This is a genomic window from uncultured Victivallis sp. (genome assembly GCF_944391105.1).
Classification (GTDB): Bacteria; Verrucomicrobiota; Lentisphaeria; order Victivallales; family Victivallaceae; genus Victivallis.
Window position 1 is genome coordinate 1 of sequence record NZ_CALXSK010000047.1, and the last position, 16,208, is coordinate 16,208.

The window sequence follows — 16,208 nt, forward strand, 5'->3', positions numbered from 1 at the left end:
TTGAGGATTTTACTCAATTCAAACTCGTAAAAAATTGAGTTTTTCCCGGCATCGAAGTGGAATTTTATCATAGGAGTCTGAAATGGAATCTAAGCAACACAAATCCGCCTGGTTCACGTTGATAGAACTTCTGGTTGTGATTGCGATCATCGCGATTCTTGCATCGATGCTGCTGCCGGCGTTGAATCAGGCCAGGGAGAGAGCCAAAAGCTCCAGCTGCACAAACAATCTCAAGCAGTTCGGTGTGGCCTGCGCCATGTTTTCCAACGATTTCGACGACTGGGTCTGTCCCGCGACGGCAGATGAATGGGGACAATTTGCCAAAAATACGAATAAAGTGTTCAAACCTTATGTGAGCAACTATTATGTTCCATGGCTGGAGATGCTCTACCCGTATGTGGTTTCGGGAACGAAAGTGACCGATCAGATGATCAAGGATGGAAATTTTTCAAAGCTTTATCTCTGTCCTGGCGACAGTGAGGAGATCCTGATGCTCAGTGACAAATATCCGATTTCCAACTACGGCAGGAACGCCTTTTTCGGTTCATACAGCCGTCAGACCGATACGTTCAACAAGCAAAAATTCGGGTACACCAAGCGGATCAAATGGAAGAAGCCGTCACGGCGCATGGTGATGGCCGATTACCGGGCCAAAACCGAGCAGCCCTACCGTGCATGTGATCTGGAGTCGATCTACAGCAATCGGTTGAATCGCGTTCACGCCCGTCACAGCAACAGTTCGAGCATCAACGCGGCCGCGCTGGACGGCCATGTCGAAACCATCAACGTGTTCACGATCAGCGATCGGATGTACAACTCCATGTTCGCAACCTCCTGGATGGATGATGGCAGAGGGATTTACGACTGATCCGGAGGAATACGGAAGCGGCTCACGGCAGCGGTCGTGAGCATCCCGTCGGGCAGAGAAGCGGACGAACGGACGGATGATGGTTGCCGATGAGCCTGGCCTGGCTCGTTCACGAAGAGCGTTTGGTAAAATGAAAGAAAGGTATTGATTGAAATGATGTTGTCGAATTTTTTCCGCCGGACTTTGCTGTTCGGCACTGTGTGCTGTTCGGTCTGTTCCGCAGAGAATGTGGTTTTGAAGGAGGATTTCGATACGGCGGAGAACAAGGAGAAGTGGACTCTCTCCTCCTTCCGGAACGGCAATTATTTCTCGGATGCCGGATGGGCGACGGAAAAGGATCGTAACATTCTGCTGCTTCAGGATTTCGATTACAGCGATGCTGCAGCCGAGGCGGTTTCGCCCGCTTTCCGGACCGGGGATGCCTGGAGCGTCACCTACGATTTCTCCTTTGCTCCGCCGAGCTGGGGGAAGGAAAAGCAGCCGTATGCCTTCCGGGCGGAACTGCTCGCCGGTGACGGCTCGGTCATCGCCGATTTCGGGGCCTCCTATCTGCGGCTGGTCCCAGGCGGATTTCTTCCCGGAAAAATTCCGGTGAAGGACAACCGGTTTTACCGTCTCAGCGCGGTCTGCCGTTACAACGACGGAACGTACGATTTGAAATTGACGGACCTGACCGACGGAAGTGTGAAGGAGGTTTCGGAGCTGCCGCTGAAATCCGTCGCAAAGCCGGAACGGTTTCGTTTCCGGGCGATTCCGGGCAGGGACACCTCCGGCGTGTTGCGGGTCGACAATTTCTCCGTTTCCGATCTGGGGCGGGCCGAAAAGCGGGTGCGTCCTCAAATCGGACGCATGGAAAATGATCGCCTGATTCTCCGGTTTTGCAAAAACGGCTGCACGGAAATTGATTTTCGCAACTCCCCCGACGGCAGCTGGAGCAGTCTGGGCGCAATTACCGCGCCGGAGGTTCCGGGCTGCCCGTCCGAGCCCGTGAGTTTCCGGACGGTCAAGCTGCTCGATGACAATCCGAAACTTCCTAAAATCAATTTTGAAATGATTCCGACGGCAACGGATATGGTCGGCTCCGGGAATCAGGTGCTCGGCGTGGCGGCTCTGGATGGCGAAGGCAAACAGCTCTATCTGATGCAGTGGACTCTGTTCCCGGAGGGAGCGCGCTGCCGGGTTTATCCGACCTGGGAGGTTTCTCAGGAGTGGGAAAAGAATCTCGCCTCCGTCCAGCTCAGATTCGATCCGAAATTCAAGGAACACGGCCGTTTTTCTCCGGAGAGATATTATCTGCACCGCACCGGCGGTGAACCGGAGGAACTCAACCGCGGACAGGCGATCGAATTCGGCGACGGCGTGAACTTCGTCACCTTCGCGGCCGCCGGTCAGAGCCCGACCTACTGGCGTTTTTATGAAAATCACAGTCTGAATTTCGAAACGAAACGCTGCCGGCTTCCGTGGGCACCGACCTTCTATTGCGGCACGCTGGCGTTTTCGGTGCGCGGCAATGCCGATTCCAGAGTTCGCGAAGCCATAGCCCGTGCCGGGGATGAGCGATTGCTCATGGAGGTGAAATCTCCGGACCGCTTCTTCCTTCTGAAAGAGCCCGGCGAGTACCGTCTGACCGCATACGTCGGCAACTATTTCCGCAAACCGACACGAATTCATCTGAAATATACGGCGAGAAACTTCAATGGCGATGTGCTCAAGACGGAGCATCTCTCGCAGGTTGTGCCCCCCGGGGCCGAGGCGGTGTTTCCCCTTTGCGTGAATCTGACCGAGGTCGGACCGGTCTTCTTCGACATCTACGCATCCAATGAGTTCGGCGGCGATTACCGTCGAGTCTGCGGAGGCGTGCTGCCGGAACTGAAGTTCAAAGCCGGAAAGGAGTCCCGCATCGGCGTCACAGGCTGGCGCGACAATCCCGGAGAAACCGTCGAACGTCGCTCCTCCGGAGAGGTCCTCGATATGATGAAACGCATTGGAATCACCACGATCCGCCAGAGTTACAGATATGAAAGCGAGGCGCAGCAGAAAGGCTTCCGCACCTGGTATCACAACAACATCGGAGACAGTGCCAGCCTGGAACGGTATATCAAGGACGGAACCAGCTGGCTGGCCGATCCCAAGGCGATCCGCCACTTCCTCAAGGGGAATCTCGAACACACGCGCAAGACCGGCTCCGAGGTCCTCGAGCTGACGAATGAATGGAATCTCTATGGCGGCGAGCAGAATGCCGTCCGGGAAAAGGCGCACGCTGATTTTACGAAGATTCTCCGCGAAGTCCGGGATCAGTACTATCCCGAGATCAAACTCACCGGCCTGACCATCTGCAACGGGGACATGCCATACATGCGGACGATCTACGACAATGGCGCCTGGGACGATTTTGATTATCTGGCCGTCCATACCGCCGGTGTCAACCGTTCCCCGGAGACGGATGACTCCTACTGGAGTTTCATGAGAACTCTCCGCGCGGTCCGGGAGGCGCTCCGCCGGTACGGCGACAAACCCGTTTACATCACGGAACATTATGCCGCGACCGCTCCGAATATGCAGATCACCAACAACGAGCGGATCAGCGCCGACGATCTGGCCATCTCCGTGGGACTTGCCGTGGCGCTCGATGCGAAATGCATCATGTATTATGTCTTCAACGATTTTGAAAACAGGAAACTCAAGAACCCGAACGTCAATCTCGACGTTCTCCGGGAACATCATTTCGGTCTGTTCCATCGGGACTGGATGCCGAAACTGACCTTGTGGGCATACCAGACTGCCGCGCGGTTCTTCGATCCGGGTGAATTTCTCGGCGATCTGAATTTCTCCGAACCCGGCGCTCGCGGACTGCTGTTCGACAAGGGACCCGATGGCGAATTTGCTTTGCTGTGGAGCCGCAAAGGCGGTCTGCGGCAGCAGGAAGCGATCATCGATCAGGGATTCAACCTGCCTCCCTGGCAGCCGGCCGACGTCGCCGGGCCGGTGGAGATCCGTCTGAAACCCCGCAGCGGAAACTCCATTCGGGTGACCACCGTGATGGGGCATACCTATACGATGGAAGCCGGACGCGACGGGAACGTTGTGCTGTCGCTTACGGAGTCGCCGGTGTATGTCGAGAATGCTGATCTCAAACCCGTCAAGGGAGCGGTATACCGGATGCTCTCGCCCAAGGCTTCCCCGGAAGAGTGGATTCGCATGACTCCGGAAAACAGTCCCGGATCCGTTTTGTAAATTGTGAAAATTGACGTATATTACGACAGGACGAGACGGAATACCGTCTCATTCCTGTTTTATGCGGAAAAGACAGTCGGAGAACACTGTGTTTTATGTTGGTTGCTGAGAAAACATTGCTGAAAGTTTCCCGCATGGAAGAGGTTTACCGGAAATTGATATTCGAACCGGTTGCCGTCCTGGAGGCGGAGTTTTTTGAGACTGCCGAATATTTTTCCGCTCCACCGAAAGAGGCCTTCTGGCGTCCTGCCTCCGACGGAATGCGGTGGGGAGGAGATTCGAAAACGGCCTGGTTCAGAGCCTGTTACAAGGTTCCGGGAGAGTTGTGGAATCAACCGCTTTTCCTTCACGCGCCGGCTGTCGGATGCGAGGCGCTTTTTTATGTCAACGGCGAGGAGCGGGGCATGTTCAACGCCGCCGGCTTCCGCAATCAGCGCGGGACTCATGAGCAGTGCCAGTTTTATACGCCTGGGGATGAGGCAGTTGAATTCATGTTCCATGTGGAAGCGTATGCCGGGCATCGAGTCATCGGCTCCAACCCGTTCGACACGGAGCGGACAGCGAATGTTTATCCAGATCCGAACGATCAGCGGTTCGGCGGACTTTTCGTGACCGTCCGCAATGATGCGGTCCGGGATTTTGTGTTCGATCTCGCGGTTCTGAACCGGTTGAGCGAATCGCTCGGCGCCGACAGTTTCCGCAAAGGTCGCATCGACCGGGTTCTGGAAACCGTGTTCGCCATCGTGCCGCAGAAGCCGGAAGAGGCGGAGCCTGCCGATTGGATGCCTGCTCTGGCCGAAGCGCGCCGGATCATGGCCGCTGAGCTTGCGTCCTGCAATTCCGGTTCCGCTCCTTTTGCGGGGTTGATCGGTCACAGTCACATGGACACCGCCTGGCTCTGGCCGGTCCGGGAGACTGTGCGCAAGTGCGCCAGAACCTGGAGCAATGCCCTGGAGCTGATGCGGGAATATCCGGAATATCTTTTTACGCAGAGTTCTCTGGTGCACAACGACCTGATTCGGAAAACCCATCCCGCGCTGCATGAACGGATCATGCGGATGGTTCAGGCCGGGCGCTGGGAACTGATCGGCAACGCCTGGGTGGAACCCGATTGCAATCTCTGTTCCGGCGAATCGCTGATCCGGCAATTTCTGCGGGGATTCCGGTTCCTTGACCGTTATGCCGGCGGAAGACGTTCCTGTGCTTTTTTTCTGCCGGACTCCTTCGGGTATCCGGCTTCGCTGCCGCAGATCCTGCGCGGTTGCGGTATGCGTTATTTCCTGACGACGAAATTGAGCTGGAATGAAACCTCCACATTCCCTTACGACACCTTTCTGTGGCGGGGAATCGACGGCAGCGAAGTTCTTACGCATTTCAATGAGATACACTGCACACCCGATCCGCGCACTCTGCGGGAAAAACTCGGTCGTGGTCCGCACGATTACCGCTCCACAGAAAATTACATTCAGCACAAGGATCTGAATTCCATGCGGTTGATCACCTACGGCTTCGGCGACGGCGGCGGCGGTCCGGGGTATGAGATGCTCGAATACGCCCGGCGGTGCCGGGATCTGGAAGGGTGCCCCCGAAGCGCCCATATAACGGTCGAACACTTCATGGAAAAGCTTGAGGCGTCTCTGAAAGAGCCGCCGCACTACACGGGGGAACTTTATCTGGAGCTCCACCGCGGAACCCTCACCGGAAGAAGCGCGATGAAACGGGCCAACCGGAAACTTGAACTGGCTTTGCGCGATCTGGAGATCCTCATCTGGCTGACCGGAAGTGATCCGGAGCGGTATCGGGAGCGGATCGACGAATTTTATGACGTTTTGCTGCTCAATCAGTTTCACGATATTCTGCCGGGAACCTCCATCCCGTGTGTGCATGAACAGGCGGAGCGGGAGTTGTGTGATTGCCTGGAACAAATTCGCCCGGTTCTCCGGGAACTCGGGGGCGGCGACGGGGGGGACCGCTTTGTCACGGTCTGGAATACGTTGAACTGGGATCGACGCGGGCATATCGAGCTGGAGCGCTTTTCGACCGGCTGTGTGCGCGGGGAAGGGGGCTGGATCGGGCAGCCGGCCCGTCGGATCGACGGCACGGAGATCACCGTGATCGGCGGCGTGACGTTGCCGTCCCTGGGGGCGGTTACGCTCGACCGGGGGAGTGCAAAGCCGTTTTCGCCGGGGTCGGTTTTCCGGTATGAGCCAAGCGAAAAGTTGCTGGAGACGCCGGAATTCCGTCTGCGGTTCCATGATTCCGGGGCGATTGTTTCCCTGATTGACCTGAGCTCCGGCCGGGAACTGGTCCGGGAAGGGGGATTGCCGCTCAATACGCTTCTGTGCGGGGAAGACGTCCCGCTGAACAACGACAACTGGGATATTGACGCGGATTTGCGGTTGAAGCTTCAGCCGGAGGAGCGCACCGCAGAGTTCCGGGTCGTTTCGGACGGTCCCCTGGAGTTCCGGTTGGAATGCGACCGGCCGGTCGGAAGAGGGTCCCGGATGCGACAGCAGATGATTTTCCGCCGGGGCACCCGCCGGATTGATTTTGAAGGTGTTCTGGAATGGCATGAAAAGCATCGGTTTCTCAAGACGGCATTCGAGCTGAATGTTTTCGCTGACGAGTGCCGCAGTGAAATTCCGTTCGGTCATATCCGGCGGACGGTGTATCGAAATGATCCTGTCGAGCGGGCGAAGTTCGAGGTCTGCCAGCACAAGTGGAGCGATTTATCGGAAGGCCGCTTCGGCGCGGCCCTGCTGAATGACTGCAAATACGGAATATCGTCCGGGCCCCGGGGAATGTACCTCTCGCTCTGCAAATCAGGAGGACATCCGGATCCATCCGGAGACGAGGGCATACACCCGATGAATTACGCTCTGATTGTTCATGACGGCGGTTTTTCCGCGGGAACGGTTGTGCGTCCCGCGTACGAGTTCAACATCCCCCCGGTCGTCTGCCGGGGGCGTTCCAGGTGTTCCGGGGAATCCCGGGCGGCTCTGGATGCCGACAATCTGATTGTCGAGGCCGTCAAGATCGCGGAACACTCTTCCGATCCGGTTTTGCGGATCTATGAGTGCGAACGTGCGGCGGTAACGGCTTCTCTGCGCATAGACGGCAGTGCGGTCGAGTGCGATATGCGGGAGTGCGAACTGCGCCCGCTTTCTGAGTTGAAGGGTGTGAGCCGGCTGAGTTTCCGGCCATTTGAAATCAAAACAGTTAAGATCAAGAGAACATGCAGGATTTAAAGAAAATGCTTCCGTTCCGTAATCCGTCGTTGACCCCTGAGCAGCGGACGGCCGATCTGCTCGCCAGAATGAGCGTCGAAGAGAAGATCGGCCAACTGGTCAAACTCGATGGCTTCAGCTCGTATGAAAGAATCGGCGACTCTTTCCGGCTGCGGAATGCGTTCGTTGCGACACTCGGTCAATGGGTCATCGGCTCCATGTACGGAGTGATCCGGGCGGACTGGTGGACGGAAAAGGATTGGGAGACCGGAGTTCCGCCGGAGCGGATGAACGAGGTCGTCAATCTTTTTCAACATGCCGTTCTGGAGCGTTCGCGCCTGGGGATTCCTCTTTACATTGCCGAGGAGGCGCCGCACGGATTGATGGCTCTGGGCACAACCGTTTTCCCAACCGGGCTCGGCATGGGAAGTTCCTGGGATGTCGGACTGATCCGGCGGATCGGGGAGGTCATTGGCGCGGAAGCGCGCTCCGCCGGTGTGCACGCGGTATATTCGCCGATTCTGGATGTCGTGCGCGATCCCCGCTGGTCGCGGGCGGAGGAGAATTATTCCGAAGATGCCTTTCTGACTTCCGCATTTGGTCGCGCAATGGTTGCGGGAATTGTCTCACAGGGAGTGACTTCCACATTGAAGCATTTTGTCGCGCACGGCAGTCCGGAGGGAGGGCACAATCAAGCCTCCTCGCATCTCGGCATGATCGAACTGCACAACTGCCAGCTGCGGCCGTTCCGCGATGCGATCCGGGCCGGAGCACGGTCGATCATGAGCGCATACAGCGATGTCGACGGGGAGTCGTCCAGCGGCAGTCGCCATCTGCTGACGGAGATTCTGCGTGACGAGCTCGGGTTTGAAGGTTTCGTCGTTGCCGACCGCGGTGCCATTCCGCTCCTGCTCAAGTCCCGTCTGGCCGATGACGAGGCCGAATCTTCCGCAAGAGCGTTGAAGGCCGGGTGCGATGTGGACGAGGGGTTTCTTGAATTCCATACGAAAGGATTGCTTGAGGCGCTCCGGCGCGGACTGATTTCGGAAGCGGATCTCGATGTCGCGGCAGGGCGCATTCTGCGGGTAAAATTTGAAACCGGTCTTTTTGAGCATCCGTATGCGCAGGAGCGCCCGCTGGAAGTTCTCCGGTCGGAAAAACATTGCGCCGTCGCCCTGGAAGCCGCGCGCAAGACGATGACTTTGCTGAAGAACAACGGCATCCTTCCGCTCAGAAAGTGCGGCACTCTGGCCGTGATCGGTCCCAATGCCGACAATATCATGAATCAACTCGGTGACTATACCGCGCCCCAGCCGCCGGGAAACGTGATCACCGTTCTGGAGGGGTTGCGGCAGGAAGCGGACGCACGGAACATGAAATTGCTGTATGCCCGCGGTTGCGGAATTCGTTCCTTCGATCGTTCCGGATTCCCCGGGGCACTGGAGGCCGCGGAGATGGCCGATGCGGTCGTTCTGGTGCTGGGTGGGTGCAGTACGAAATACGGTTCCGAAATGAAGCGCACCTCCAGCGGCGCCGCCTCTCCGGAGATCTTGCCTCCGGAAAAGAGCGAGAAGGAGAGCGGAGAGGGAACCGACCGGGCCGAGTTGAATTTGTCCGGTGTTCAGATGGAGCTGTTCCGGCGGCTGAAGGAGAGCGGAAAGCCGGTGATTGTGGTGTTGATACAGGGGCGCCCGCTCTGTATCGGAGAATTGCTCCGGGAGGCGGATGCGTTGCTGCTGGCCTGGTATCCGGGGGCGTTCGGAGGGCAGGCGGTTGCGGAGGTGATTTTCGGGAAATACAATCCTGCGGGGCGTTTGCCGGTCTCCATTCCCCGCTGTGCCGCGCAGATCCCGGTTTTTTACAACCCCTTCATGGAGCGCGATGATTACATCGATTGTCCGGGTACGCCGGAGCTTCCGTTCGGTTTCGGTTTGAGTTTCACGACTTTCGAGTATGAAGATCTGCAGATTCATGATCGCCGGGTTTCGGTGAAACTCACCAACCGTGGAACCTGTCCGGGAGAAGAGGTCGTTCAGTTCTATCTGACCGACATGGCCAGTTCCGTGAAGCGGCCGATTCGCGAGCTCTGCGCGTTTGAACGGATCTTCCTCGAAGCCGGCGAAAGTCGTGTGGTTTCGGTGGAGCTGACGGATGATGTTCTCGGGTATTACAATGAGAAGTTGCGGTTTGTCGTGGAGCCGGGCCGTTTTCGGATCGGCGTCGGCGGCAGTTCCGCAGAACTTCTGGAAAGAGATTTTGTGTTTTCAGGGGAAAATAAGGATGAAGATTGAAGCTTTTTTCGCCAAACCGGTTTCCATGGTTCTTCGCGGGGAGCCAGAACTGCAGAGAGTGGAACTCTGGATTCGTTCCGATTTCAACGGACATGTCAAACTCCGGGTGTTTCATGACGACGTCCGGGCGGGGGAGGATTTTGACATCGCACTGGAGAAGGGGAAAAACAGACCGTTCATCATGGTTCCGGCTCCTGCTGCGGAAGTCGCGGGACGCATGGAAATTTTCGGCGCCGGAGGAGAAAAACTCGCGGAGTGGCGGGAGCGCTGGTTTCCGCCGCGGGAGTGGGTCATCTACATTATGAGTTCGTCTCATACCGACATCGGTCTTCATAATTCGCAGTATTTTCAACGCTGGCAAAGCGAGAATTTCATCGATGAAGCCGTGAAGTTGTCGGATGAGGCGGAAAAACGCAATCCTCCGCTGGACTACCATTATCTCATGGAGGGATCCTGGTTCTGGAACAATTACGGCATGGACCGCGGTCGAAGTGCCGCGTTGAACATCCGGGACCATTATATCCGGAGCGGAAAACTCGGCGTCTGCTGCGGAATCGCGGGCAATCATACGCAGACATATGGTCTGGAGGAGATGTGCCGCAGCGCATATACGCGCAGGAAGCTGGAGGATCAGTGGGGAATCGAATCCCATACGATGAGCATGATAGACAACAACGGCATAAGCTGGTCATTGATCGCTCCTTATGCGGAGGCCGGGTATCGGAATGTCATTTTTGCTCCGAATCCATGGAATCCGCTCCCGTCGACCGTCTGGCGAAGCAACATCCAGGTTCCCGGATATTCCTGGAATCCGGATGCGAACGGCGGTGGCTCGCGCATAGATGTCCGGTACGACTCGGATTTGCCGATGGTCTTTTACTGGATGGCGCCGGACCGGGAGAGTCGACTGCTGGTCTGGTGTTCGACCGGGTACGACTGGGGCAGCTGGCGGTTCGGTTTGCGTCCCCGTCAGGAAGCGGACTTTGCGACCATTCAACGAATGGAGTCCGCCACCGCGGAGACGCTCCCGCTGCTGGAGTCGAAGTATCCGTACGACCTCTGGTTCGCCGTTTGTTACTCGGACGACGAAAAACCGAATTTGAAGCTCGCGGAAACGTTTGTCGCGTGGAATGCAAAATGGAAATCTCCGCAGTTCAAACTCGTCGGCGATCCGGATGAGCCGTTTGAACTTCTGCGCCGCCGGTTCGACCCGCAGATTCCGACCTTGCACGGCGACATCACGGGCGGTTGGTACCAACATCCCGCGGCGGCTCCCGATTGCCTTGCGGATAAATTCGCGGCCGACCAGGAATTGCCGACCGCGGAGAAACTTTCGGTTCTCGCCGCGCTGGTGAATCCGGAATACCGTTATCCGGCGGAAACTTTCCGGCGAGCCTGGCATGCACTGCTGCTGAACGACGAACACTCCTACGGCACGAGCGGTTATCAGGGACGGCGCGTTTACGAAACCTGGCTCCAGCATCGCGACTGGATCGATTTCGCCGCCCGGACGGCACGGGAGGAAACCCGGAAAGCCATGGAGACCCTCGTTTCGGAGATTTCTCTTGATGCGGAATCCATCGTCGTTTTCAATCCGGCCGCTTTTCCCCGCCGGGAGCGCGTTGCCGTTCCGGGTCGAGGCGAATTTCTGACTCCGGAGATTCCGGCTCTGGGGTATAAAGCCATTGCGGTATCCTCCGTCAGGGGGGAGCAGAGGAAACTTGTGCCGCTTTCTGCACCATGCGTTCTGGAGAATCGTTATTACCGGATCCGGTTTGCCGGGGATGGTTCGTTTCTTTCTGTTTACGACAAGGAGCTCAAGCGTGAACTTTTCGACCAGAAAGCTCCGTTTCGGGGAAATCAGTTCGTTTATACGAATGACAATCACCGAAGTTTCTTCACGCAGGCCGACGGCGCCCGCTTCGAATATGGAGAAAATGCGCTTGTTCAAACCGTGCAAATCCGGACGACGGAACCGGTGTCCGGAGCCGCGGTGGAGATGACCGTCACGTTGCCCGCTTACGAAAAACGCATCGACCTGGAGATTCGCCTCGATCATGTCCGCGATGTGATCAACAATCACAGATATTACCGTTACGGCTATTTCGCATTCCCGTTCCTGGTGGAAAACGCTTCGCGGAAAGTGCATCTGAATGGATGTGTGGCTTCTCCCGGTCCGGACGGGCAGACCGGTCATGGCACGGAAACCTATCTCGCCGCCCGGGAGTGGTGCTGCGTCGAAAACGACGCCTTCGGAATCGCGTTGTTTCTGCAGGACAGCCAACTTGTCGAGTTCGATCACATCCACCCGGACAAGACCGACTGTTACATGAATGAAACGGGATCTGCGGTTTACGCCTATTTGTTCAACGACTGGCTTCAGATGCATTCCCCCGGAGGATCCCACGTGAATCTGCGCTTCCGTTTCTCCCTGGCGTCTTATTGCGGAGATTTCCGGATGGCGGGGATTCCGGAGATGGCGGAACGTCTGGCAAATCCTCTCGTCTGTCAGGTTTCTCCGCCCCGCAAAGGGGGGCTTCCCCGGGAAAAGAGTTTTCTCTCTCTGCCCGCCGGAATGCGTCTGCTCACATTGAAGCGGGCGGAAAGCGGAGATGGCGTGGTTCTGCGTGTACAGGAAACGCATGGAAGGGAACGGCAGGTCGCGGGACCGGAGCTGGCCGGAGTTTCTCCGGTTCGCGTTTCCGTTGATGAAAGGGCTTTTTCTGATACGGGAAAATGTCTGCCGTTCGGCACTGCCACATTCCTGTATCGTGGTTTGTCGATCCAGGAAGAGGAGATCTCCGAACCCGGGGAGGGGACCCGGCCTGCGCCGATCGGCAGTTGGTATACGGGACTCATCACCGAGCCGATGGCGTGCTGCGGAGCCATGGATGGACAGCTCTATCTGATCTGGGGGCAGAACATGGAGAAAAATCTCTCCCATTACGAGTTGTACCGTTCCGGCGAGAGTGGTTTTTCGCCGGGGCCGGCATCTTTTGTGGCCCGGGTTGAACCGGGGCCTTACCGGGTCGGATTGTATGAAGATTCCGGGCTGGCGGTTCATTCCCGGTATTATTACCGACTTCGCGCGGTAAACCGGGAAGGGGTTCCCGGACCGTTCAGCCGGGAGTTTTCCGGACTCACCAGAGAAGCTTCTGCTTGTTGAGCAGACGGACGCCGGAGGCGGACCGGTCTTTTCAGTGGAGCCGCCCCCTCCCGTGGAAATTCGCCAAATAAGCCGGAATCCGGCGGAAACACGGCGGTTTCAGGCGCGGGGGGGGCCTGGGCTGCTGCGCACAATGCGTGTTTCCGGTTTGAAATCACAAATCGGTATTGATTCTCCTTTTTTTGCTATTCATAAAATGCCATCCTGGTATTATACTATATGCAAGGCAACAGGAGGATGGAATCGATGAACGATACGGAAAATCTGGAGTCGCAGGTGACGGGCCGGTATGTTGAGGTCAAGCGGTTTGCCGTTCATGACGGGCCGGGCATTCGGACGACCCTGTTTTTGAAGGGATGTCCGCTTTCGTGTATCTGGTGCCACAATCCCGAGACGATCTCCGGGAAGCCGGAACTCGGGTTTCATGAGAGTTGCTGCATCCATTGCGGCGAATGTGCGAAGGTGTGCGATTGCCATTCGGTGTCGGCGACGGAGCACCGGATTGACCGGAAGCGCTGCACGGTTTGCGGCAAGTGTCTGGACGCGTGCATGTTTGGTGCTCTTGAACTTTACGGGAAAACGATCACTCCGGAGGCTGCCGCGGAATTGTTTCTTCGCGACCGGATGTTTTACGCGGAGAACGGCGGCGCGACGCTCTCCGGCGGGGAGCCGCTGCTTCAGAGCGAATTCTGCGCGCGGCTTCTTTCTCTGCTGAAACGCGATGCGATTCATTGTGCGGTCGATACCAGCGGAGCGGTTCCGTGGGAAGCGTTCGAGCGGGTGCTGTCCTGCACCGATCTTTTCCTCTACGATTTGAAGAGCATCGATCCGGTTCGTCACAAGGAGTTTACCGGGTGTGACAACCGGCTGATCCTCGAAAATCTGCAACGTCTCGACGCAACCGGAATTCCGATTGAGATTCGCATGATTCAGGTGCCGGGACTTAACATGAACGCCGAGGAGATTGCCCGTGCGGCGGATTTTCTCGCCGCAAGGAAACATGTCTCCGCCGTCCGGTTGCTGCCGTATCATGCGCTGGCCCGTTCGAAATACCGGGCCGTCGGTCGGCGCGACACCATGCCGGAGGCGGCTTCCCCCTCTTACGAAGATCTGGAACGCAGTGCCGCGATCCTGCGGGAGCGCGGATTGAAAGTCATTCATTCTCTGGAACTTGCTGATGGAAAGTGAGGCTTGCAATGGAATTCGGCAGATTCGAACAGGATCGGGAATATCTGAACAGGAAATTCCAGAATCCGGAATTCGACCCCTCGACCGGGCTCGACAACGAAACTCTGAAGCACCAGACCCTGGCGCTCGCGGAAGAACTGACCGCTCTTCCGCGCCCGGTGGTCAAGGCTCGCTGCTTCGAGTTCATCGCCCGCAACATGCGCATCGATGTGAATCCGCACGACTGGTTTCCGGCTTTCGGTTGTTATGACCGGTTCGACCGGCCGCTCACACCGGTTCTTGACCGGTTTCGCGAGGAGGTTTGCGCGACGAAGGTCGAGCATCGTGAATTGTGGGAGGCGCTCAAGCGCTCCGGCGCGACCAATATCTGGATCGATTTCGACCACTCCGTTCCGGACTGGGAGGCGATTCTGCCGCTCGGATTCCCCGGAATTCTCGAACGGGTGCGCACTTATCGGAAAAAACATGAGTCGCAGGGGACGCTGACGCCGCGCGCGAAGGCGTATTTCGAGGGGATGGAGATCACGTATCTTTGCGTCCTGGAAACACTTGACCGGTTTCGGAGTCTCGCCTTGCGCAACGCAGACGGCAGCGGACGCCTCGAACGCGAGGCCGAATGTCTGCGGCAGTTGCGCGACGGCGCGCCGCGCGATACTTACGAGGCGCTCTGCTTTGTCTATCTCTACTTCATGTTCGGCGAGTACGTCGACCGTATGCAGGTGCGTTCGCTCGGCAACCTGGATAATCTGCTGTTTCCTTATTTCGAACGGGATATCGCGAGCGGACACTTTTCGGAATCCCAGATTCGGGAACTCTTCGACTACTTCATGATGCAGTGGGCGTCGATCGACAACTACTGGGGACATCCCTTTTATCTCGGCGGCACGGATGCGGCGGGGAAGAGCCGCATCAACGCACTTTCCTATCTGATTCTGGAGGAGTTCGACAAACTTTCGGTGCCGACTCCGAAGATCCAGTTGAAGATTGCCGCGAACACGCCGGACCGGTTTCTCGATCAGGCGTTGAAGATGATTCGGCGCGGCAACAGCAGTCTGGTGTTTCTCGGGGAAGAGGGGCTGCGTCATGTCATGACCGGGCTCGGTATGACCGAGGAGGATGCCCGGAACTGCGACATCCGCGGCTGCTACGAATTCGCCGCGCGCGGGCTGCACAACAGCAATGAGACCGCCTGTGGACACCTGAACATGCTCAAGGGAATCGAACTCGTGTTCCACAACGGAACCGATCCCGGAACCGGGCTCGCGGTCGGTGTCGGGACCGGAGAACTCGACGAACTCCGCTCTTTTGACGACTTCTACCGCGCCTATACCGAGCAGCTTGCGAAGATCATTGAGGATAATATTCTTTGTGTGAACGACTTCGAACGTTTTCTCGACGAGATCAATCCTGCGAATTTCTTTTCCGCGACGATTCTTCACAGCCTTGAAACGGCCGAGGACGCGTTCTCCCGCGGCAGCTATTACAACAACACGACGTTGCTGAATGCCGGATTCGGTTCCGCGCTGGACGCGCTTGCCGCGATTCGGGAGTTCGTCTATGAAAAGCGGGAGCTGACACTCGCGGAATTCCGGGAGATTCTCGCGGCGAACTGGGCGGGACACGAAAAACTCCGCCGCCGGATCCTGAACAGCTCCCGTAAATACGGAAACGGCGATGAGAGCGTCGACCGTTACGCCGATCAGCTGAGCCGTTTCATCGGCACACGGATCAACGGCCGCCCGAACGCGCGCGGCGGCATCTGGGAAGCCTCCGCCCATTCGGCCCGGCAGTTCATCGAACTCGGCGAAAAAACCGGCGCAACGCCGGACGGACGGCTGGCGGGGGAGGAGATGTCCAAGAACCTCTCCCCTGTTCAGGGAGCGGATGTGAGTGGCGTCACCGCGCTGATCGAGTCCGCCGTAAGCATCGATTCAGGCTGTTTCCCCGGTGACTTCCCGCTCGACGTGATGCTGCACCCGTCGGCGGTTGCCGGAGACGAGGGGCTGGCCGCGTGGCGGACCCTGATCCACACCTACATGGCGCACAACGGGCTGGCGATCCACTTCAACGTCTTCGACGCCGCGACGCTCCGAGATGCACAGCAGCATCCGGAAAAATATGCCGGACTGCAGATCCGCGTCTGCGGCTGGAATGTCAGGTTTGTCGAGCTCGCTCCACGCGAGCAGGAAATGTACATCCGCCGCGCCGAACGGATCGCCCCGTAGCAGACGGCT

Annotated in this window: 7 protein-coding genes; all 7 read left to right on the forward strand. The window is 57.5% G+C overall.

The window, feature by feature from the left end; all coding sequences use genetic code 11:
• The first annotated feature begins 82 nt into the window (after nucleotides 1-82).
• The 7 genes from Q0K10_RS12895 to Q0K10_RS12925 all read left to right on the forward strand — a co-directional run bounded on the left by Q0K10_RS12895 (nucleotide 83) and on the right by Q0K10_RS12925 (nucleotide 16,199).
• Nucleotides 83-868: a DUF1559 domain-containing protein gene (locus Q0K10_RS12895; protein WP_294507725.1), complete on the forward strand. Its 786-nt coding sequence runs from the start codon at nucleotides 83-85 to the stop codon at nucleotides 866-868.
• A 153-nt stretch (nucleotides 869-1,021) separates the two neighbouring features.
• On the forward strand, nucleotides 1,022-4,102 hold the full coding sequence (locus tag Q0K10_RS12900; RefSeq protein WP_294507727.1) for a hypothetical protein: 3,081 nt from the start codon (nucleotides 1,022-1,024) through the stop codon (nucleotides 4,100-4,102).
• A 95-nt stretch (nucleotides 4,103-4,197) separates the two neighbouring features.
• On the forward strand, nucleotides 4,198-7,350 hold the full coding sequence (locus Q0K10_RS12905) for a glycoside hydrolase family 38 C-terminal domain-containing protein (RefSeq protein ID WP_294507729.1): 3,153 nt from the start codon (nucleotides 4,198-4,200) through the stop codon (nucleotides 7,348-7,350).
• 5 nt (nucleotides 7,351-7,355) lie between these two features.
• Nucleotides 7,356-9,620, forward strand: coding sequence for a glycoside hydrolase family 3 N-terminal domain-containing protein (locus tag Q0K10_RS12910; protein WP_294507732.1), 2,265 nt, complete (start codon nucleotides 7,356-7,358; stop codon nucleotides 9,618-9,620).
• Nucleotides 9,610-12,786, forward strand: coding sequence for a glycoside hydrolase family 38 C-terminal domain-containing protein (locus Q0K10_RS12915; RefSeq protein WP_294507734.1), 3,177 nt, complete (start codon nucleotides 9,610-9,612; stop codon nucleotides 12,784-12,786). The genes Q0K10_RS12910 and Q0K10_RS12915 overlap by 11 nt, the downstream gene beginning before the upstream one ends.
• A gap of 246 nt (nucleotides 12,787-13,032) precedes the next feature.
• A complete protein-coding gene (locus Q0K10_RS12920) occupies nucleotides 13,033-13,974 on the forward strand; it encodes a glycyl-radical enzyme activating protein (protein WP_294507736.1) in 942 nt (313 codons plus the stop codon).
• A gap of 8 nt (nucleotides 13,975-13,982) precedes the next feature.
• Nucleotides 13,983-16,199, forward strand: coding sequence for a pyruvate formate lyase family protein (locus Q0K10_RS12925; RefSeq protein ID WP_294507738.1), 2,217 nt, complete (start codon nucleotides 13,983-13,985; stop codon nucleotides 16,197-16,199).
• The last annotated feature ends 9 nt before the right edge of the window (nucleotides 16,200-16,208 follow it).